Source organism: Aquimarina sp. AWH4_224 (assembly GCF_056160245.1).
In genome coordinates this window covers 44,368-65,844 of the sequence record NZ_JBSWWU010000003.1, presented here as the reverse complement: position 1 = coordinate 65,844, position 21,477 = coordinate 44,368, and the positions used below count along the sequence as shown (strand labels likewise).

Genomic DNA, 21,477 nt, shown 5'->3' with positions numbered 1-21,477 from the left:
ACGATGAGTTTAATAAAAAGAACAGACAGATTACCTTTTATTTTCGAAGATTTTTTTAATACAGATTGGTTTGGAGGAACAAACGTGAGTAAAATTGGGTTCAATACACCAGCAGTAAACGTTAAAGAATCAGATAATGATTTTTCTGTTGAGTTGGCAGCTCCTGGACTTGTAAAAGATGATTTTAATATTGAGCTAGACAATGATGTATTACACATATCTGCAGAGACAAAATCTGAAAAAGAGACCAAGGAAAATGGAAAATATACACGTAAGGAGTTTGGTTACAGCACTTTTAAAAGGTCCTTCAACCTTCCAGATACTATCGATGGATCTAGAATTGAAGCTGCTTACGAAAATGGAGTGCTCCTAGTTACGCTCCCTAAAAAAGAAGAAGCAAAAGTACAACCCAAAAGGTTGATTGAGATTTCATAAGTTGATTTGAGATTTTATTTAGTTGATTAATGTTAGTTAAAAAGCGCTCTTGAAAGAGCGCTTTTTGTTTTTTAAAAAATATGTTTTAAGAAAAAGTACAAAGCATTTTCTGTAGATGATTTATAAATCCAACCAGTTTTTGAAATTTGAGGTACGTTCACGAGAAACGATGACCTTTTCTTCATTTTGTGGTTTCAGTTTGAGCAATAATCGACTATTAAAATAACTGTGTATTTCTACCACTGCTGCTACTGCTACCATAAACTTTCGATTAATCCGGAAAAATTGTACAGGATCTAGTATCTCCTCAAGTTGATCGATAGAATATTCGATAGGATAATGTTGACCGCTATGTGTGTATAAAAAGATCATCCCGTCATGAGATTTGAAATAAGCGATTTGCTCCACACCAAAAGTGTTGAACTGGTTGCCGACCTTGATCATAAACCTTTTTTTATACTCCTTATTGAATATCTTTTTGATGCGTTCCAATTGTAAATCATCAATTTTTGGAGCGGCATGAGAATGGTTTTTGCGGTATTTATCCAGTGCGTTCTTCAAATCTTTCTTGTCGATGGGTTTTAATAAATAATCTAACCCATTGTATTTAAAACCTCGTATAGCATATTCGTTATAAGCAGTGGTGAAAATTACAGGAGGATGGTCTTCCAGAAAATCCAGGATATCAAATCCGTAACCATCATTCAATTGAATGTCTAGAAAAATAAGATCAGGCAATGCGTTAGATTCAAACCACAAACGACCACTTTCTACCGAGGTGATTTTCTCTACGATTTCTATTTCAGGAGCTAATTCTGCGATTAAAGTAGCCAAACGCCTGGATGCAATATTTTCATCTTCAATGATTATAGCGGTCATATTACGAAACTTTAATGATAGGAACTTCTTTCATATGCTTTGGTAAGATAGGAAGGGTAACCTTGAAATACCCGTTATCGGTAGAGATATCCACTTTTTGATTGGTATAAAATGAATATCTCTTTTTTATATTTTTTAATCCCAGCTTGGTGGATTCTTCTTTGTGATGTCTTATGTGAATGTTATTTTGTATGACGATACTTGTTTTGTCAATCGAAAAAATATGTATTTCTAATGGTTTTTCCTTGGAAAAGGAATTGTGTTTCAGAGCATTTTCAACCAACATTTGCAACGATAAGGTGGGGATAACAAATTCTTTAGGATTTACCGTTACATTGGTGGTAATAACCAGCGCACCTTCATGCCTTACATTCATCATAAAAATAAACGAATCCAAAAAGCACAATTCTTTTTCAAGGCTGACCAAATCCTCTTCTCGATTGTCTAATATATAACGATAGCATGAAGCCAGTCTGGAAACAAAGTCTGAAGCCAAATCTCTGTCTTCATACATTAATGAGGTCAATGTGTTTAAACTATTAAACAAAAAGTGAGGACTGATTTGATTTTTCAGAGATCGATATTTGGAGGTAACGACTTCTTTTTTGAGTTTGTTCATTTGATTTTCTAGCTCTTTCTTTTGCTTTAAGGCAAAGTAGAACATGTTAAAAAGTATGGCAGCAAAACCCAAAACGGCAGCTCTAAAAAAATCAATCCTGAATCGTAACCAGGGATCGTTGACGTCGATCTTACAAAGTTGATTGAATTCAAATATAGCCAGGTAATACATTAAAGCTGCAATGGGCAGCATGATCATAAGGTTTAGAGATAGAATCTTTACCCCATTATACATGTCCAAACCTCGTTGAGCTTCTTTTTTTAAGTTTCTTCTTATTAACCAATCATTGGTTTCCCAGGATAACATTAATAGAAAGAAAGCACTGAAATAATAAAATATCCCCGTAGCATCAAATAGAGTATTGTCATCATCATCGTGATTGATGGTCAGCTTGACCAAAAAATAGATCATGTTGATAATCAAAAAGCGGACTAGAAATTTTTTAGTGTATTCTTTCGTGATCATTCTTTATCTCTTAGTATGTATAAAGATACGTAACCCATGAACAACAATAATTCATTTTAAAGTTCAATTGTTGAATTAGCAGTTGAATTGTATAAATCTCTATTTGATCCGGAACACGCCTTATGAATAAATAATTTTTCTGTTTAGAATGAAATGTTACGGTTCAAAAATAAAAATAGCAATTCAAGGATTTTGAGTTTGGTATCAGGGAGTTAACAGTCAAATTTGAGTAAATCAAAAAATAAATTATGAAAAAAATAGTTTTGTTGATCTCAATTTTGACCATGACTTCGTCTATAGCTCAAACAGGAGTAATAAAAGGACTGGTTATCGATAAGCAATCAGAAAGCCCGTTGGTGGGAGCAACTGTCGAGTTATTAAATAGTGAACAGGTCAATGGTGTAATTACTGATATTGACGGGTACTTTACTTTAGAAAAAGTCCCATTTGGGAGACAATCCATTCGTGTAAGTTACATAGGTTTTGAATCGATAACCATACCAAACATTGTGGTGACATCAGGTAAAGAAGCAGTAACAAATGTTGCTTTGATCGAGTCATTTGATCAGTTGGATGAAGTAATAATTACTTCAGAAACAAGCAAGGCACAGGCGATCAATAAACTTACTTCGGTTTCTGCCAGACAGTTTGGTCTTGAAGAAGTAACGAGATTCTCTGGAGGTAGGAGTGATGTAGGACGGCTAGCGGCTAATTTTGCAGGAGTATCTGCTCCCGATGATAGTAGAAATGATATCGTGATTCGAGGAAATTCTCCTGTAGGATTACTTTGGAGATTAGAAGGAGTGCCTATACCTAGCCCAAATCATTACTCTACTTTGGGAACGACAGGAGGGCCAGTTTCTGCTTTAAATCCAAATCTATTGAAGAATTCGGATTTTATTACTTCTGCTTTTCCTGCAGAATATGGAAATGCGATTGGAGGAGTATTTGATCTCGGATTCCGAAAAGGAAATTTGGATGAGTACGAATTTTCTGGACAGGTTGGAATTTTTACAGGAGTAGAAGCTATGGCAGAGGGACCTCTGGGGAAGAATAAAGGGTCTTTTTTGGTGGCAGGAAGGTATTCGCTGGTAAGTATTTTGGGTGTTGGTGCCGGAGGTACTTCGGCGACTCCCAATTATTATGATATTTCATTCAATATCGATTCCGGAAAAGGAAAATTAGGAAGTCTATCACTTTTTGGGATTCTGGGGAATTCAGATATCGAGTTCTTGGGAGATGATATAGATGAAGATGATCTCTTTGCTGCAGAGGATGAAAATACCTTTGTGGACTCCGGTTTTGGAGTGGTGGGGCTAAAACATCAAATCAATCTGGGTAAGAATTCTTTTTTACGAACCATTGCTGCAGGATCATTCTCTATTAATGATTTTATTGCGGATCGATTTATCGATAAGGATACTCCCGAAGAACGGATTATTCGATATACCGAGGCGGATAATACCGAAACAAGATATACCTTTTCGACACTTTTTAATACCAAGTTGAGTCGTAAAGCTACCTTAAGAACCGGAGTTTTATTAGAGAATTTTCAAATCGAAGCTTTAGAACGCGACCGTTTAGAACAACCTGACAATGATGGTGATGGTGATCCTGATCTGTTCACATTTACAGATATAGATGAGAATTTAAGTATTGTTCAACCTTATGTTCAAGGACAGCTAAGACTTACCGAAAAATTAACGCTTAACGCAGGCTTGCATGGGCAATATAGTACACTTAATGAACAATTTGTATTAGAACCCAGAGCTGGACTTTCTTATAAAGCAGGACAGAACCACCGTATAAGTTTTGGATATGGTCTACATCATCAACCTGTATCATTACCCTTGTTGTTTTTGAATGAAGAGATCAATGGAGAATTAGTACAAAGTAATGTCGACCTTGATTTTGTGAGAAGCAATCACTTCGTTTTAGGATATGATGTAAGATTAGGGAATAGCTGGAGAAGTAAGGTAGAAGTGTATTATCAAAGCATTGATAATGCTGCGGTAGAACCTTTTCCTTCTAGTTATTCGTCATTGACCGAGGGAGCGGATTTTGGTTTTCAAAATGATAGGGTATCCTTGGTAAATGAAGGAACAGGATTTAATCAGGGGATTGAACTTACTCTAGAAAAATTCTTTAGTGATGGATATTATGGATTGTTAACTACCTCTGTTTTTGAAAGTAAGTACGAAGGGAGTGACGGTATCGAACGAAATACGCCGTTTAATAATGGATATGTTTTAAATCTTCTAGCGGGAAAGGAATTTAAGATGGGAGTTTCTGGTAAAAATGTATTGTTTTTTGATACAAAACTAACGCTTTCAGGAGGTAGATACTTCACTCCAGTAAACCTGGAAGCTTCCCAGCAAGCAGGCTTTGAGGTATTACGAGAGGACTTAGCGTTTAGCGAACAAAATGATGATTATTTCAGATTAGATGTGAAATTCGGTTATAAAATCAATAGCAGGTCCAAAAAAAGATCTCATCAATTCTATGTGGACCTTCAAAATGTGACGAACAATGAGAACATTTTTGTAAGACGATATAATAGATTAACCAATAGAGTAGATCAGGTAGATCAAATAGGTTTTTTTCCTGATTTTGGATATCGATTTCAGTTTTAGAGTATAGGTTAAGAGTGATTTAGGTTTGTTTGAAATAATTCCTTCTCCTGTAGCAATTTCTTATTGCCTTCATACCCCCTAGGGAGGAGGAATTATATTTTGAGATAGATAATACTATGAAACAAATACAGATAATAATACTAGTGATTTTCCTTTTGATCTACACATTTTATAAACGATTGAAAAAGTGGTATGCTAAAAAATTCAAGAGTGATGAAAAAAACAATAACAATAGTATTTTTGTTATGCCTAGTGCTTATTGGTGTAATAAAAGTGTTGGGGCAACCTACAAAAAGAGACTTTATGAAAAGTGAGTTAAATAGAATAGAAAAGTACTTGATTCATCGAGATAGTTTAAATAAAGAAGTGTCCAAAGTTGCAGTGGCATGGCACTTGGATCATAGTTTGAAGGTGATAAATGGGATTTGTGATACTTTACAAAACTCTGACCCCGAAAGATATAAAGGTAATTTTAACATGCCTCGATTATTGTCGTTTACTTTTGGTTATATTCCTAGAGGGAGGGCACAATCTCCAAAATCGGTATTTCCTCCGGATAGTATCAAAACAGATGATATTGTAGCACAGTTAGCTACAGCCAGAGATAAGCTCGATCGTCTGGATGGACTGGATGAAAAGTCTCATTTTAAGCACCCTGTTTTTAATCGATTAAATAAAAAACAAGCAAAACGATTTATAGAAATCCATACAAAGCATCATCTCAAAATTGTCAGCGATATTTTGAAAGAGTAAATTCTTGTTGATAATTATAGCTGAATAACAAAAGAAGAAACTTCTGATGTTATTTCTCCCCCTTCTGGATTGATGATGCTAACCTTATAATGATACAGAATTCCTTGATTTAGTGTGTTGATAATAGTATAGCTTGGGAATTGAGTAGCAGTGTCTTCGACAACCTGTTGCATAGATTCTTCAATAATATCGGTAAAATCTGCATTACGTGCTATTACAATTTTGTAATTATAGGTCGTAGGAATTGAGCCTCCATGGCTCCATTTTATTGTAGGGTTCAAGGATGTTAAATCTATTTCGGTGAGAATGACTTCAGGTTCATAAATATCAAAAGATTCTTCAAGCGCCCAGGGACCAGCAATTCCTTCCGGATTAATAAGTCTTACACGATAAGTGTATATACCATAACCATCGGTGGGAGCATTCCAAATGGGATAGGTATTGTTTAATTCTACTTCAAGATTTTTAATTTCCTTAATGATTGGATTAAGGTCAGGATTATTGGAGATATTTACTTCTAAATTGAAACCAACATAGTCTGGGTTGTTTTGTTCATCATATATAATTTCATAAATATTTAAATCACTATCGCTAATTCTGCCACTGATGATTGGAGGTTGGATTTCAAAATAAAATATAGACGTTACCCAAGTTCCTGGAATACCATTAGCATCTATTATTCGTACTCTCCAATAGTAGTTTTGATTAACTTGTTGTAAAATTAAAGAAGTTTGTATATTACTTTCAGTTAGACTAGACTGTTCAAAAACGATAGAATTAAAGTCAATATCATCTGCAACTTGAATCTGATAAGTGACGTTTGAAAGTATATTATTTTCCCATTCAAATCTAGGGGATTCAAGGACTGTTGAGTTGAATAGTGGTGATATGATATCTACGATATCTATTTCAAATTTGAAAAAAGCTTCATTCCATAAACTTTCGCTTCCGTCTTCCTGTGTGTAACTTACCCGCCACCAGTAGGCTTTATTGTTTTCTAGTAGTACTTCCGAAGTTAAGGAAGTGCCTTGAAGATCGTCTTGATCCATCAGCAAATTATTGAAATTTTCATCATCAGATAACTGAAAGTGATACTTAGTATTTTCAATAGAGCTCCCTTCCCAGTCGAATTCGGGTTTTGAATTATTAGTAAGTTCAAGAGGAGCGACAAGAACAACATCTATTAAGTTAACTGTCCCATCACCATCAGAGTCCACAAACTGCTTAAAATTAGGAATAGAAAAAGGAACATCTAACGCTGTAAATCGTTGCTCGAGATTTTTCTTGATCTGATCAAAGTCTAGTTGCTTGCTGTTTTCTATAATCTCCTCGCTTAATAAGTCACTACTAATTACCCCATCTTCTTTAAGATCTTCAGACAGTTTGGAAATGAACTCCCCTAATTCAGCAACAGAATTGTTGCCCTGTACAACTGCAGAAATAGCCAAAAGAATAGCGTTACTTTGGTTATCTTGACTGATATCCATTTCTTCAAAACTAGTTAAGTCAGAGTGCAATGATTGTGGGATATTAAATGCGGCTAAGGTTTCTTTTTCTGCTTGCTCTTTTGCATCTGAAAAGGCCAAACTTTCATTGGTCATCAAAAATTTGATTCTTTGTCTAGCAATTGTTGTGAGTATATTTAAATTTAATTTTTGATTATTACGGAATTCGACAAAAGTTCTTAACGTAAGAGGTGCATTAGATAGTTCTCCGGAAACTTCATTAAAGTAAAATCCAGTTGCTGAGATATCAACTTTGTCATTTGCTAAAGTGGCATTTACATCAAACGAGCCAAAATCGTCTATGGTTTCAGTATTATAAACATTACCACTTAAGGTTAAATCATCATTAAGTTCTTGCAAAGAGATAGTAGATCCTTGAACAAAAGGACCTTTTTGTACCAAACTCTTATCGATAGTTATATCTATCGTACCTTCATTATTATCAGAGTTAACATTATTATCGTCAGAGCAGCTATTAAGTAAGATGAAGTAAAAACTAAATCTCAAGATATTTTTACAGGTCATTATATAAGTTGTTTTATTGTGCTAAAATTGAAAAAAATTAAAAATAGTAACAATAACAAGTTTTATGATGGAAATCATTGTAATCGGTTTGATGGGTTGTTGTAATATATATGTGTCTTCAGAATATAAATTGTTACCATCATTAAGTTGTTTTTTTTACCTTTAATGGATATAATATAAACCTACAGTATAGCTTTCGAGTATTTTTTGTTTTTGATCAATAATTAACTATTGATAAGAAGCGTTTGAATTTGATGGATATACTTTTCCTTTTCCTGATCTGTAAGCCAACTGGCTGTAAAACTATTTTTGGCCAAAGTGGCGATCTCAGCTTTTGACAATTGAAGCGCCTTGGCGGTCTCTAGATAATTTTCATTCATATAACCACCAAAATAAGCTGGATCATCAGAATTGATAGTAACCAAAAGGTTTTTCTCCATCATTTTTGGTAAAGGGTGTTCTTTTAGATCTTGTACCACTTTTAGTTCCAGATTTGATAACGGGCATAAGGTAAGGGGTATTTGTAAATCTACTAGCTTTTGTACGAGATTTTCATCATCCAAACATCGATTCCCGTGATCGATTCGGGTCACTTTCAACAAATCAAGAGCTTCCCAAATATACTCAGCGGGTCCCTCTTCACCAGCATGTGCTACAGCGATAAAACCTTCTTCTCGGGCTTTTGCAAAAACTCGCTCGAACTTTGAAGGTGGATTTCCTACTTCAGAAGAATCTAATCCCACACCACTAATCCAATCTTTATAGGGTAATGCTTCTTCCAGAGTTTTGAAAGCAGATGCTTCATCCAAATGTCTCAAAAACGACATGATTAATTTAAAAGTAATCCCATATTCTTGTTGGCTATCTTCAAGAGCTTTGTAGATCCCATTGATGACAGTTTCAAAAGGTACTCCACGATCGGTATGCGTTTGAGGGTCAAAAAAGATTTCGACATGTACTACATTTTGCGAGTGTATTTTAGTAAGATACGCCCAGGTAAGATCGTAGAAGTCCTGTTCTGTGATCAGTACATTAGCACCTTCATAATAAATATCCAAAAACTCCTGTAGGTTATTGAAACGATAGGCTTTTTTTAAGTCTTCTATAGAGGAGTAATTAATGGTTTTGTTATTTCTTTTGGCGATTTCAAACATCAACTCAGGTTCAAAAGTACCCTCTATATGTAAATGAAGCTCGGTCTTTGGTATTTTTTGAATAAACTCTTCTATAGTCATGAATATGTCGTTTTAATCGGTCTACAAGCAAAAATTAAACTTTTTGATCTTGAATTTTCCCCTGTAACATCTTGATTTCATCTCTTAGTCGTGCTGCAGTCATGAAATCGAGTTCTTTAGCTGCTTTTTCCATTTCCTTTCTTACATTTCTAATTCTAGTCTCTAATTGTTCAATGGTGTAATAAGCAGTTTCTTCTTCTGCAGCTTTCAAAGTTGGTGCATTCTCAAAGGTATATGGTTCCACTTTTTTTCCGGCCAGTGCATTGTCTAATTTCTTTTTAATTGCCTTTGGAGTAATACCATGTTTGGTGTTGTATGCAATTTGCTTTTCACGTCTGTATTCTGTAGCGTCGATGGTCTTTTGCATACTGTCCGTAATCTTATCAGCATACATAATCGCTTTACCATTGACATTTCGCGCTGCTCTTCCTACCGTTTGCACCAGAGATCTTTTATTTCTTAAAAAACCTTCCTTATCGGCATCTAGTATAGCTACCAAGGACACTTCTGGCAAATCCAGACCTTCGCGTAATAGATTCACCCCGATCAGCACATCAAAAATCCCTTTTCGAAGGTCTTGCATGATTTCTACGCGTTCCAGAGTATCTACATCACTATGGATATATCTACATCGAATATCAATTCGAGTCAAATACTTGGTTAACTCTTCTGCCATTCTTTTGGTCAGCGTAGTCACCAAAATTCGCTCATCTTTATCGATACGTTGCTGCATTTCTTCAATCAAGTCATCAATTTGATTCAAACTAGGTCGAACTTCAATTTCTGGATCAAGTAATCCGGTTGGTCTAATGATTTGCTCTACAAAGGTTCCTTCACTTTTTTGTAGTTCATAGTCGGCTGGAGTAGCACTGATATAGATCACCTGATTTTGTAATGCTTCAAACTCTTCGAATTTCAAAGGTCTGTTATCCATTGCTGCTGGTAATCGAAATCCAAACTCTACCAGGTTCTCTTTTCGTGACCGGTCTCCGCCATACATGGCATGAGTTTGCGGTATAGTAACATGACTTTCATCTACAATCATTAGATAATCATCAGGGAAATAATCCAACAAACAGAAAGGTCGAGTTCCGGGTTCTCGTCCATCGAGGTAACGAGAGTAATTTTCTATACCCGAGCAGTAGCCCAATTCTTTGATCATTTCAAGATCAAAATTCGTACGTTCTTCCAACCGTTTGGCTTCAAGATGTTTTCCGATATCTTTAAAATATTCTACCTGTTTTCCAAGATCCAGAGCAATTTGATCAATAGCATTATTCAAAACCTCTGGAGAGGTGACAAACATATTGGCCGGATAGATGTTTAAGCGGTCATATTTTTCGACTACCTCATTGGTCTGCACATCAAAAGCTTCAATTTCTTCGATTTCATCTCCAAAGAAATGAACTCTATAGGCATCATCTGCATATCCCGGGAAAATATCTACCGTATCTCCTTTAATCCTGAAGTTACCATGCTTAAATTCGCCTTCAGTCCTGGAATATAAACTTTGCACCAGTCGATGTAATAGTGCAGTTCTCGATACAAATTGCCCTCGTTGTATAGAGATCACATTTTTCTGAAACTCGGCTGGATTACCGATACCGTATAAACAGGACACAGACGCTACCACCAAAACATCTCTTCTTCCTGATAGTAATGATGAGGTAGTGCTTAATCTCATTTTTTCGATCTCATCATTGATAGACAGATCCTTTTCTATATAAGTTCCTGTAGTAGGAATGTAGGCCTCGGGTTGATAGTAATCATAGTAAGACACAAAATACTCGATAGCATTATCCGGGAAAAACTGTTTGAACTCAGAATAGAGCTGAGCGGCCAGTGTTTTATTATGTGCCAAAACCAAAGTTGGCCGCTGTACTTTTTGTATAACATTGGCAGCAGTAAAGGTTTTTCCCGATCCTGTAACTCCCAATAAGGTTTGATATTTTTCTTCTGCTTCTATCCCTTCTGCTAACTGTCTGATAGCTTCCGGTTGGTCCCCAGTGGGCTTAAATTCTGATTCTAACTTAAACTTCATGTATCCGTTCTTTTGCAAGATAAAGATACGTAATAGAAGGTATAGATTTATCGAATTAAGGAGAAACTTCCGGTAACTATTCTACCATCTTCTAACTCTACTCTAAACCAATATTCTGCATAAGGTATGAGTCTCCCTTCGGCCCAGTACCATTTTGCATTATGTTATTAAATCGATCCCAGATGGTAATACAGCCTTCTAAGATGTCTATTCTTTCATCAGTTAATGTGCTGGGAGGTGTCGTGTTAAAACTTCTCCCAGTGTTTTGCCACAAAATATCAATTGTTTGCCTCTCCATGACTATAAACTGTAATGGTATTAGCAGTAAATAAAAAAAGAAAAATAAGTAATGATCTCATCGACTCGGCTCAAACGAGTCAACGATATTTATAGATCTCTCTTTTTAAGTAGCACGTATGACCATCTCACAAAAATGGCAGTCCATACCAGTACAATTAGTATTTCGTACCAATGTACGGCATAATCTCTTTGGAAATTTTCTCCTAACTGATTAGCCGCCGATTGGATAAAATTTAGTCGGCTAAAAGGTTCATTGACCAAATTGCTCATACTGTCTAATGGAAGGAATGGAATTATTTTATCGATAACATCCGTTTCGAATTTCCATTTAAACAATCCTGAAACTAGCCTGAATAACAGCTCTATGATTTGCCAGAATATCAAGAATCCCAAAGCAAATGCTGATCGTTTGATAAGTATTCCCAAGAACATACAAAATGAAAAGAACCCAACTAGCTTTAAGAAGTAGGCAAAAATAAATTCTAACCCAGAAAAAATGATTGAAGGTTCATTGTAGTCTGAAAAAATCAATCCTAAAATTAAAGATACCAGAAATAGGAATAAGGTAGATATAAATGAAAATACGAGTACTGTCAAAAATTTTGAAGCGAGAAACTCTTTTTTACTTAAGCCATCAATTAAGTTTTGTTTAAGGGTTCTGTTGGTATATTCATTCGCCATTATGGATACAATCACAATAGCCAAAAATAGTTTTAGCCAAGCTGCAATGTAGGCGTTAAAATGCCATATATATGGGAAATTGAAGATCCCCTGATCTGCCAAACGGAAATTAACTCCACCAAATTTAAATTCGTAAGAAGCAATTAGTGCAATAGCGGTAATAAGTACAAAATATGTGATCGTAAGTACTTTTGCCGCTTTGTTATACTTTAATTTCTGAAATTCTATATTGAGTAATCGTAACATGTTTCTAGTTTAAATTGTTGGTTAATTGTAAGAATTGTTCTTCGAGACTTTCTTTTCGTTTTACCAAATGCGTAAGCACGATGCCTTCTTTAAATAATTGCCTATTCAGACTTTCTTCATCCAACTCATGCGCAAGGAAAGCGATAATCTTATCACCTTCTTCTTTAAAACTTTTGAAATTATCTTGTTTTGATAACCACTCTTTTAAAACAGAATTTTGATTGCTTTTTAATTCAAAAAAGCCATGACTGGCGTTCATTTCATCTACTGGGCCAGAATACAATTTAATCCCTTTTCTGATGATTACTACATGACTACATACCTTTTCTACTTCATCCAAAAGGTGAGAAGCCAAAAGAATGGTTGTGCCCTGCGAGGCTATCTTTTTTATGATTTCTCGTATTTGATGTATTCCTTGAGGATCAAGCCCATTGGTAGGTTCGTCTAAGATTAGAATTTCAGGATCATTTAATAAGGCTGATGCAATCGCCAGGCGTTGTTTCATACCCAAAGAAAATGTTCTGAATTTACTGTCCTTACGATCCAGTAATCCTACTAATTCTAATTTCTCTTCAACCTTGTCCGCAGGAACTTCTTTGATTTGACAAACGAGTTTTAAGTTTTGAGCTGCAGTCATATACGGGTAAAAGTTTGGACGCTCTATGATCGCTCCAACTTTTTTTAAGGCTTGGTGTGTAGATGTGTTTCCATCAAACCAGGTAAAATCCCCAGAAGTCTTATTGACAACATTGAGTACAATACCTAACGTGGTAGATTTTCCACTTCCATTCGGACCTAAAATACCATATACATTACCTTTTTTTATTGAAAAAGAAAGATCTTTTACAGCAGTAATATGGCCAAATTTTTTGGTCAGATTATTTAATGTGAGTATGTTTTCCAATGGTTTTCTTTTTTGGCGGTTATATTAAAGTAGACGATTGGCTTGGTTTTTTGTTACAGACTTAAGGTTATGATATTGCGTTTTTGGTGTTTCAAGATTGTTATTCGTACCTTGCTCCGTACTAATGACAGATGGTTATGGATGAAAAATTAATGTCGAAAAAGAAACCTACGTACCCTATAAGTGAGGCACTTGATGCGTATTTAAAGCAATGCAATCGTAAAATCAAAATTCCTGTATTTTATGATGATTTGTTACGCTTTTCAGGGTCTGTTGTGGTGTATGATAGCAATGATGAAGATACGCTTTGGGTGCGCGTTTATTATGAGGAGCATGAACGACCAGAGATCGAATCCAGTTTAAAAAAAGTGTATACGATATTGCACTCTGATGGAAATGAGGATGCTATCGAATTTTTGAATATTGATGCCATCGATTACTGTACATTTGGTAACTCTAAGCCTTTTCGAGTAAAGGTGAGAAATATACTGAATGACAACTATACCTATATTTACGTAAAGAAAGCAGATGCCTCTCGTATTTATGGATTGGAGTTAGAACATATGTTCTCTCCTAATCGGATTAACTTTTTGGTCTATAAAAATACGTTGATCGAAGAGCATATCGCGGGTATCCCAGGGGATGTTTTTATTAAAGATTTCTTACCAGACTTAAGTGATCAGGCCAAATCGCAGATCGCCAAAGAGTTTGTGAAGTTTAATGAGCGTTGCCAAATGCGGTTGTTGGGGGATATGCGTTCCTACAACTATGTGATTATCCCTATACATGATTTTGATCATGTGGAATATAAAATCAGAGCAATCGATTTTGATCAACAGTGCTACGAAGGTAAGTTAAAGGTGTATCAACCACAGTTTTTTAAAGAAAACTTCAGTATGGTGGATATTGTAATGAAAAAATTACAACCTAACTCTATAGAACAATACAAAAAAGAAGAACGCTCTATTCTGGCAAAACGAGTGTTGGCTTCAAGGTCGCGGTATGAGAACCTGATCGAATGCATGTGTGCAGATCATATTTCTACAGCCGAGAACTTAGAAGAATTGCGGGAACATCTTTATAATTTTACATTAGATCTTAAATTCAGGAGGAGTGAATCTATGGGAGATGTCTTGAAAACGGCCTTGGATTTTGTGCGACGTAATTATGAGAATGTAAACATGAAAAACCTATTGGATCGGTAGTAATGTTTATGGTATAAAAAAACCTGAGTAACTATACTCAGGTTTTTATTTGTCAGATTTCTATATTATTTTATTTTTTCTTCTAATTCTTTGTTTTTTTCTTTTAACAAAACAATTTCTTGTCGAAGAAGTTCGGTTTTTTTGTTTTGCTCGATCATATAGAGTGTTAGCTCTTCAATTTTTTCCAATAGTTTTAAATTCATAGTTTTTAATTCGATTCCGCTTTGTTCCATTTCTTTGGCAGAGGGGATATTAGGTAAATGCCCTTCTTTTTCAATATAGTTTTCCACTTCCTTGATAGTTTTAAGATCATAGTCTTCCAGGAAAACATAATCTGGAGCTACGGCACCGTTTAGATCTACCTTAACTTCTTGGGTATGGATTCTTCCTTTTACTGCTAGTTTTGCATCAGGGGAAGAAGTGCCAATACCTACATTTCCATTTTTCATGATAGACATTTTACTGCTACCATCAACCTGAAATCCAAATCGTGATGACCCTGAGCCTCCAACAATATTCATGTAGCTATTTCCATCTCCTGAATTGAATAGTGTCACATGTCGATCGTTGGAATATGAAGATCTTACTCCACCTACAACATCTAATTTTGTTCTGGGATTAGTGGTGCCAATACCAAGATAACCGTTGGATTTCATTGTCATCATTTTGGTAGTGTAACTCGTCCATGTAAATAAAGGACGTGTTTGTATAGGGGCATTGGTTCTTCTGGCATCAAAATTCACAAGAGCATTACCACCAACATCATTTGCTTCAGAAGTAGTTCCTGAAATTTGCAGTGAATACCTATTGTCTGACACATGATGTCCTTTTATTAATGGAATGAATTGATTGGGGGATCCAGTCGCATTAGTTATTTGAAAATAATCTGATGACGCATCAGATACTTTAAACATAGCTAAACTTTCGGTTTGTCCCGAATTGGACTGAACCACAAATCTGGATGTTGGATTATTAGTACCTATACCTACATTACTATTTAGAATTTCGAATTGATTGTTTGCAAAATCTAAATTCAAAAAGGTAGATGCGCTGTTTTGAGAATTGTATTTTAAAATTCTAAAATCTTGGGTAGCTCCAGTTCCATAATCAATAAGCCATTTGGTTATGTTGGTATCACCAAAAGATATGAAATTATAAGGGTCGGAAACGTTTGATGATTTTAAACGTATTCCGCCGTTATTGATAGTTAAATTTCCATTTACGGTTTGATCTTGAGCTGTTACTATCAAGTTAACACCTATAAGTGAAAGTAAAAAGACTAGTTTTTTCATTGTGATAGATCGACTTTAGTTGTTTATATAGTTAAGTGTTACGAAGTGCTAAAATGTTACTCTGATTTCAGAAAGGGAGCGAAAATAGATAAAAGTATACTTAGACAATGTATGATGTTGATAAAACAGAAGATTTGTTCATCATTTCATTAAATAATGCCAATACCTAGCAGAATAGAAAAGATGATCAATAATACTCCTACAACAGTATGAATGGTGTTAATGGTGATTTTCTGTAGAAATTTATTGCCGATATATGCCCCAATAAATGCCATTAAAGAAGCAGTGAGTAGCATGGGGTAATCCAGTTGGTTTTTTAACTCAAAAATATCTTGTGCGTAGATAGAAATTCGGGAGACATCAATACAACAGGCGATAACAACTCCTGTAGCAATAAAAGCCTCCTTGGATAATTTTGCTCGAATCAAAAAAGCTGTTCGAAGCGCCCCTTGATGTCCTGATAAACCACCAAAAAATCCACTAAGAGCTCCCCCTACTGGTAAGTGTTTGGTGTCTATTTCTAACCGTTTCAATTTTGGAATTAAATCAAAGAATGAGAAGAAAATCAAAAGAGAAGCAATACAGACTTTTACCCAAGTGATTTCGTGTTCTGAGTCCCCGATATGATAGGTGTACAGTGGATTCGTTTTTGTAAGTTTTCCAAGAAGGTAAGCGCCTAAAAAGGCGAAAAGTATAGCTGGAATCCCAAATTTAAGTATGGTTTTGAGATGTGCTGCTTTTCCGATTAAAGTAAGTTTGAATAAGTTGTTCAACAAATGCACGATTGCAGTCAGCGCTATCGCAATGTCAATTGGAAAAAATAGAGCAAATACTGGCATTAATAAGGTTCCCAACCCAAAGCCCGAAAAGAAAGTGAGTCCAGAACCTAACAATGCTACTATTCCTACCAGAATATACTCCACAGTATATTAGGTTTTTTGCTCTTTGTTGAAATATACCAGATAGTAGTACATTTGTTTTTCTTCGTCCCATCCTTTTTCTACAAACTTCTCTGCGGATTCGGGATTGATAAAATCCATCTTTATCTGTACGTTGGTATCCAGACTGATTACATTTTTCATTTTTTTACGAGCCGCGGTAACCGCATTATTCGCAATAGGGAAGGAGGTAAGGTCTTCGATCTGGTATTTTGGTGCCTTTTCTACTTTGTAATGTTTGAATTCGGGGATTAGATCAGGATTGTCAATCACCTCATTTAGGAAAGCAGTTTCTTCAAAATCATCATTTTTGGCAAAGTGATTTACCGCTCTATTCATAAACATTACTTCCTCTTTCTTATCCTCGGCAGGAAGAATCACATCTTTGGCAAAATCCTGGCAAAATTTCATATACTTTTTGGTGTAAAAATTCTCGTCAGCAAAAGCTTCAACTCCCAAGAAATGTTCTAGCCAATATTTTGTGTCATACTTGTTGGAATCCACAGAAAGGATTTTGTACCCTTCTTCTTTTTTATGATTAAAAATTAGACAGCCTTTATCTAATTTATTCAGATTTACACCTTGTTGAATCAATAATTCGATATCCGTTTCTTTTTCTGCAAATTGGAGGAAATCGTGTTTTAATTCTGATTTGAAAATCCCAATAGCATCTACCTTTTCTTGATCAATGGTCAGGTTGTCCAAATAGGTCACATAGACTTCTCCACTTTTGATATGAGGGTGCTGAGACTGCTCATATAACAAAGAAGCGATTCTTTTGGATTTTTCGTGCACCGAAGATGGATTGTCAAAAATTTCGCTAGTGATTTTATATAGAGGATTAAATTCTATGTCTACTTCATTAGCAAACTGAAAATAATTTTCTTCTTTTTCTCTGAATGGTTTGAAAAAATACTCTTTCAATAGTGCGGTAAGCTCATCATTTAGTGTATAAGGAGAATCAGATAGGAAAATGTTCTCGTTTCTACTTTTGTTTCCAATTTTATGAACAGAAAGAGATTCTATCTGCGTGCTATATAAATTGATCATACTTTTTTCTTTTCAGGTTGTGTAATTCTAATTCCAATGTTCGTCAAAACCAAGCTCATCATAATCGTCAAGATCTAGAAAACTGTCTTCTCGATCATCATCGTCTAGCATATCCGAATCATCAGCAGTAAATTCTTTATCAGGAGCCTGGTCTGGTATTTGGCCATGTACAAACATGATATTCGGATATTCTCTTCCACTTTCATATTCGGCTATTTCGGCAAGTTCTACCAAGAATGTCCACATGCTCAAAAAATCATAAATATAGATCAGTTTTGGAGACGCTTCATGCACTACATCGATCAAAGTGGTTTCATTCATTAATCGGATAGGCTGCATACCATCACTCATATCAAACAACGAGATTTCTTCTCCTTGATTCCACTGCTCATCACTGATATAAAAAGAAGCCATTTCGGTGCCATCAAAACCGAAAGACTGCGTGATCACATTATGAAATTGCTCCAAGGTAGCATCTTGCTCAATTTCAATATCTCTAAAAACATCCTCTTCGGTGTCTAATATAACTCTAAAACGATAAATCATTATTGACTAATTAGGTTTGCAAAGATACAAACAAGTTTGTGACAAATTTTGGATTTTGACAATGTAGTTTTTACTGCTTTTCAACAATAGGCTTTGATCTAAAAACTTCTAAAAGAATAAAAAATTGCACTCCAAACAGTAAAGAGGCTAATACCAAATGTATGGGTTGCGATAAGAACGGAAAATCAAAATAGTACATTAAGATTCCTGTAAGCGCTTCCAGTCCTATAAAAATTAGTACCCAAATCATCTTAGTGATATCCAGGTTTAGTTTTTTGTATTGCAGAAACAACCAGGTGTTTATCAATACAACCAATATGGAAAAAGATCGGTGTACATAGAACATGATTGTGGGAGGATTCAACCATTGTGATTTTTGTGCTTCTCCTACCAATTTTATTTGTTCGTCGATATGTTGTCGAACTTGTGTGCCTAGAGCTACCTGGATTAAAGTAAGCAGTACTGATACTGATAAAACAATTTTGAAAGTAGAAGAAAAGGTAATAGCTAGATTTTTGGGTCTAATTTGATATAACAAGACAATAAGAATAGCAAGGATCACAAATGCCATTATCATATGAATAGTTATTCTGAGCGGTAATAAATTTGAATCTACTACGACTTTGCCCAGCCATGCTTGAAACCCCATAGCTATGATAATGATAAAAGCCAGTATTGGAATCTGTTTGTTTTTTTTCCAGAAGGTAAAAGAAATGAAAAACATCAATAAAATTGGGATTCCAGATAATACAGATGCTAATCTATTGATATACTCTATCCAGGTATGCAAAACATTAAATTTTGCATAATCATGTTTAGTATATCGCTCCCAATTGTTTTCCTCAAAAGTCTGCCCCGAAGTAAAATCCTTTGGAGCGATACGTAGTTCATTAGCTACAATCACGATGAATCCTTTTTGATACTCATGATTGGGTTGCCATTGTATTTGTGCTTCTTCGGTAGGAGGGATGTAATATCCAAAACACTTTGGCCAGTCTGGGCATCCCATTCCAGATCCTGTCATTCGTACTACAGCACCGGCAATAATGATTAAGTATATAAAAATAATTGATGTTACTACTAGAGGTCTAAAATATTTCTTCATAGTCTATAATCGCATTTTGCGACTCTTTTTTTATGTACAACTAATTTCTAGTTGCTTTCTAATCCTAGTTCTTCACCTTTCCTAAGCATAAACTGATAAGCAGCTTCATGTTCATTAGGGATTTCACCTTCCAGAATAGCTTCTTTGATGGCTTCTTTGATAACACCAATTTCTCGAGAGGGTTTGATATTAAAAGTTTTCATGATCTCTTCTCCTGTAACGGGAGGTTGAAAATTTCTAATATGATCTCGTTCTTCGACTTCTACCATTTTTTGCCGAACAATCTTGAAATTATTGTGGTATTTTTTAAATCGCTTTGGATTCTTGGTTGTGATATCCGCTTCGCAAAGTGTCATCAACTCCTCAATATGGTCTCCAGCATCAAAAACTAGCCTTCTTACCGCAGAGTCAGTGACATCTGAAGCAATAACAATAGGTCGGGAGCTCATTAGCACCATTTTTTGAACGAATTTCATTTTTTCATTCAAAGGCATTTTCAATCTTTTGAAAAGCTTAAACACCATTTTGGACCCAACAAATTCGTGTCCATGAAACGTCCAACCTACTTTTTTGCTGAACTTTTTGGTGGGAGCTTTTCCGATATCGTGCAACAAAGCTGCCCATCTTAGCCAAAGATCATCCGTGTTTTCGGCGATGTTGTCTACTACTTCTAGTGTGTGAAAGAAATTGTCTTTATGTCGTTGTCCCTCGATTTCATCAATGCCTTTTAGCGCGATCAATTCGGGTAAAATGTATTGCAAAAGCCCTGTCTTTTCAAGTAATTTGAATCCTACAGAAGGACGATCACTTAATAAAATCTTATTGATTTCTTCGACGATACGTTCTTTGGTGATTATTTTGATCCGTTCCTGATTTCTTGTAATAGCATCTAGCGATTGCTCTTCTATTTTGAAATGCAATTGAGAAGCGAAACGAATTGCTCTCATCATCCTTAATGGGTCATCAGAATAAGTGATGTCAGGATCCAAAGGCGTGCGAATGATTTTGGAACTTAGATCTTCAATCCCATTAAAAGGGTCGAGAAGGTTTCCAAAATTTGCTTCAGAAAGTGAAATGGCGAGTGCGTTGATTGTAAAATCACGACGGTTTTGGTCATCTTCCAGAGTCCCATTTTCTACTATTGGATTTCGACTATGGGCTGCATAAGATTCCTTGCGGGCACCAACAAACTCTACCTCTAAATCCTCTGTTTTGAGCATTGCCGTACCATAGGTTTTAAAAACCTGTACTTTGGGTTGGTTGGGTAAAAGTCGAGATACTTCCTGAGCTAATTGTATACCACTTCCTACAGCAACAATATCAATATCCTTTGGATTACCTCTTTTGAGGATATAGTCTCTTACAAATCCACCAATTACATAACAATCGAGTTTAAGATTCCCTGCAGCTTGAGCAATGGTCTTAAAAATGGGGTTTTGTAAGGCTTGATTAAACGTTTTATCTTCAGACATGAATCAATTTACTTCCTGATAATTTTTACAGTACTGTCGTTTCCGATTTTAATAATCGAAGAAGGTTTTACTCCCTTTTTTTGTAAGGACAAATTTACGACATAGTCTACGCCTTCCAAAATAGCTTTGTCAATTTCTTTAAAGTTTTTTGGAGTAGGAGATCCGCTAAGATTAGCAGAGGTAGATACAATAGGTCTTTTGAATTTACGGATCAACTTCCCACAAAAAGGATCTCTTGCTACGCGAATAGCCAATGTGTTGTCTTGGGCGATGAGGTTTTCTGCAACACGAAGCGGTCGGTCATAAATAATTGTAGTGGGTTTTACAGCATGTTTTAAGATGTCATAAGCCACCTCAGGTACTTCTTCCACATATTGTTGTAGCATTTTAAAGTCACTTACCAAACAGATCATAGATTTGCTTTCTGCTCGTTTTTTGAGTGCAAAGATTTTATCGACAGCGTCGGCATTTGTTGCGTCACAACCGATACCCCAAACAGTATCTGTTGGGTAGAGAATAATGCCTCCTTTTTTTAAAACTGAAATTGTATTACTGATTTCTATATTTTGATCCGCCATGGGTTAATTTTTTATTTTTTGGATGCCTCAAAATTACTATATATTTGTCAATGTATCCGTATCTTAATTT

Annotated in this window: 19 protein-coding genes; 4 read left to right on the top strand and 15 right to left on the bottom strand. The window is 35.4% G+C overall.

Going from position 1 to position 21,477, the window contains the following annotated elements; translation table 11 throughout:
* Window positions 1-3: 3 nt before the first annotated feature.
* Complete coding sequence (locus ACXAGJ_RS06300; RefSeq protein ID WP_473281329.1) at window positions 4-435, top strand: Hsp20 family protein; 432 nt, start codon at window positions 4-6, stop codon at window positions 433-435.
* Between the two features lie 120 nt (window positions 436-555).
* Here ACXAGJ_RS06300 and ACXAGJ_RS06295 read toward each other — a convergent pair whose 3' ends face one another.
* Together ACXAGJ_RS06295 and ACXAGJ_RS06290 are read right to left on the bottom strand one after the other, a co-directional pair.
* On the bottom strand, window positions 556-1,314 hold the full coding sequence (locus tag ACXAGJ_RS06295; RefSeq protein ID WP_474838150.1) for a LytR/AlgR family response regulator transcription factor: 759 nt from the start codon (window positions 1,312-1,314) through the stop codon (window positions 556-558).
* Window position 1,315: 1 nt separating this feature from the next.
* Window positions 1,316-2,398, bottom strand: coding sequence for a sensor histidine kinase (locus ACXAGJ_RS06290; RefSeq protein WP_474838148.1), 1,083 nt, complete (start codon window positions 2,396-2,398; stop codon window positions 1,316-1,318).
* A gap of 248 nt (window positions 2,399-2,646) precedes the next feature.
* On the opposite strand from ACXAGJ_RS06290, the gene ACXAGJ_RS06285 reads away from it, so the two are divergent.
* Window positions 2,647-5,031 carry a carboxypeptidase regulatory-like domain-containing protein gene (locus ACXAGJ_RS06285; RefSeq protein ID WP_474838146.1) on the top strand — a complete coding sequence of 795 codons (2,385 nt, stop codon included), beginning with the start codon at window positions 2,647-2,649 and terminating at the stop codon, window positions 5,029-5,031.
* A gap of 213 nt (window positions 5,032-5,244) precedes the next feature.
* A complete protein-coding gene (locus ACXAGJ_RS06280) occupies window positions 5,245-5,784 on the top strand; it encodes a DUF1569 domain-containing protein (RefSeq protein WP_474838144.1) in 540 nt (179 codons plus the stop codon).
* Between the two features lie 14 nt (window positions 5,785-5,798).
* Here the strand turns inward: ACXAGJ_RS06280 and ACXAGJ_RS06275 are convergent, their stop codons facing one another.
* From ACXAGJ_RS06275 to ACXAGJ_RS06250, 6 genes are all read right to left on the bottom strand, one after another.
* Entirely contained in the window at window positions 5,799-7,814 is a 2,016-nt protein-coding gene (locus ACXAGJ_RS06275) for a hypothetical protein (RefSeq protein WP_474838142.1), read from the bottom strand.
* Window positions 7,815-8,038: 224 nt separating this feature from the next.
* Entirely contained in the window at window positions 8,039-9,049 is a 1,011-nt protein-coding gene (locus tag ACXAGJ_RS06270) for an adenosine deaminase (protein WP_474838140.1), read from the bottom strand.
* Between the two features lie 34 nt (window positions 9,050-9,083).
* Window positions 9,084-11,090, bottom strand: a complete 2,007-nt coding sequence (uvrB, locus tag ACXAGJ_RS06265) for an excinuclease ABC subunit UvrB (RefSeq protein WP_474838138.1) — start codon at window positions 11,088-11,090, stop codon at window positions 9,084-9,086.
* Window positions 11,091-11,187: 97 nt separating this feature from the next.
* Window positions 11,188-11,388: a hypothetical protein gene (locus ACXAGJ_RS06260; RefSeq protein ID WP_474838136.1), complete on the bottom strand. Its 201-nt coding sequence runs from the start codon at window positions 11,386-11,388 to the stop codon at window positions 11,188-11,190.
* Between the two features lie 89 nt (window positions 11,389-11,477).
* Window positions 11,478-12,317 carry an ABC transporter permease gene (locus ACXAGJ_RS06255; RefSeq protein WP_474838134.1) on the bottom strand — a complete coding sequence of 280 codons (840 nt, stop codon included), beginning with the start codon at window positions 12,315-12,317 and terminating at the stop codon, window positions 11,478-11,480.
* Window positions 12,318-12,321: 4 nt separating this feature from the next.
* The gene (locus ACXAGJ_RS06250) at window positions 12,322-13,221 is read right to left on the bottom strand and encodes an ABC transporter ATP-binding protein (protein WP_474838132.1); all 900 of its coding nucleotides are present in this window, start codon (window positions 13,219-13,221) and stop codon (window positions 12,322-12,324) included.
* Between the two features lie 137 nt (window positions 13,222-13,358).
* Between ACXAGJ_RS06250 and ACXAGJ_RS06245 the strand changes: the two genes are divergently transcribed.
* Window positions 13,359-14,426: a hypothetical protein gene (locus tag ACXAGJ_RS06245; protein ID WP_473281313.1), complete on the top strand. Its 1,068-nt coding sequence runs from the start codon at window positions 13,359-13,361 to the stop codon at window positions 14,424-14,426.
* A gap of 65 nt (window positions 14,427-14,491) precedes the next feature.
* On the opposite strand, the gene ACXAGJ_RS06240 is transcribed toward ACXAGJ_RS06245, so the two are convergent.
* From ACXAGJ_RS06240 to ACXAGJ_RS06210, 7 genes are all read right to left on the bottom strand, one after another.
* Window positions 14,492-15,718, bottom strand: coding sequence for a hypothetical protein (locus ACXAGJ_RS06240; RefSeq protein ID WP_474838129.1), 1,227 nt, complete (start codon window positions 15,716-15,718; stop codon window positions 14,492-14,494).
* Window positions 15,719-15,867: 149 nt separating this feature from the next.
* Window positions 15,868-16,641, bottom strand: coding sequence for a sulfite exporter TauE/SafE family protein (locus ACXAGJ_RS06235; protein ID WP_474838127.1), 774 nt, complete (start codon window positions 16,639-16,641; stop codon window positions 15,868-15,870).
* Window positions 16,642-16,647: 6 nt separating this feature from the next.
* A complete protein-coding gene (locus ACXAGJ_RS06230) occupies window positions 16,648-17,706 on the bottom strand; it encodes a nucleoid-associated protein (protein ID WP_474838126.1) in 1,059 nt (352 codons plus the stop codon).
* A 27-nt stretch (window positions 17,707-17,733) separates the two neighbouring features.
* Window positions 17,734-18,252: an IS1096 element passenger TnpR family protein gene (locus ACXAGJ_RS06225; protein WP_474838124.1), complete on the bottom strand. Its 519-nt coding sequence runs from the start codon at window positions 18,250-18,252 to the stop codon at window positions 17,734-17,736.
* Between the two features lie 70 nt (window positions 18,253-18,322).
* Entirely contained in the window at window positions 18,323-19,357 is a 1,035-nt protein-coding gene (locus tag ACXAGJ_RS06220) for a COX15/CtaA family protein (protein WP_474838123.1), read from the bottom strand.
* A 47-nt stretch (window positions 19,358-19,404) separates the two neighbouring features.
* Window positions 19,405-20,829: a CCA tRNA nucleotidyltransferase gene (locus tag ACXAGJ_RS06215; protein WP_474838122.1), complete on the bottom strand. Its 1,425-nt coding sequence runs from the start codon at window positions 20,827-20,829 to the stop codon at window positions 19,405-19,407.
* A gap of 8 nt (window positions 20,830-20,837) precedes the next feature.
* Window positions 20,838-21,407, bottom strand: a complete 570-nt coding sequence (locus ACXAGJ_RS06210; RefSeq protein ID WP_474838120.1) for an L-threonylcarbamoyladenylate synthase — start codon at window positions 21,405-21,407, stop codon at window positions 20,838-20,840.
* Between the last annotated feature and the right edge of the window lie 70 nt (window positions 21,408-21,477).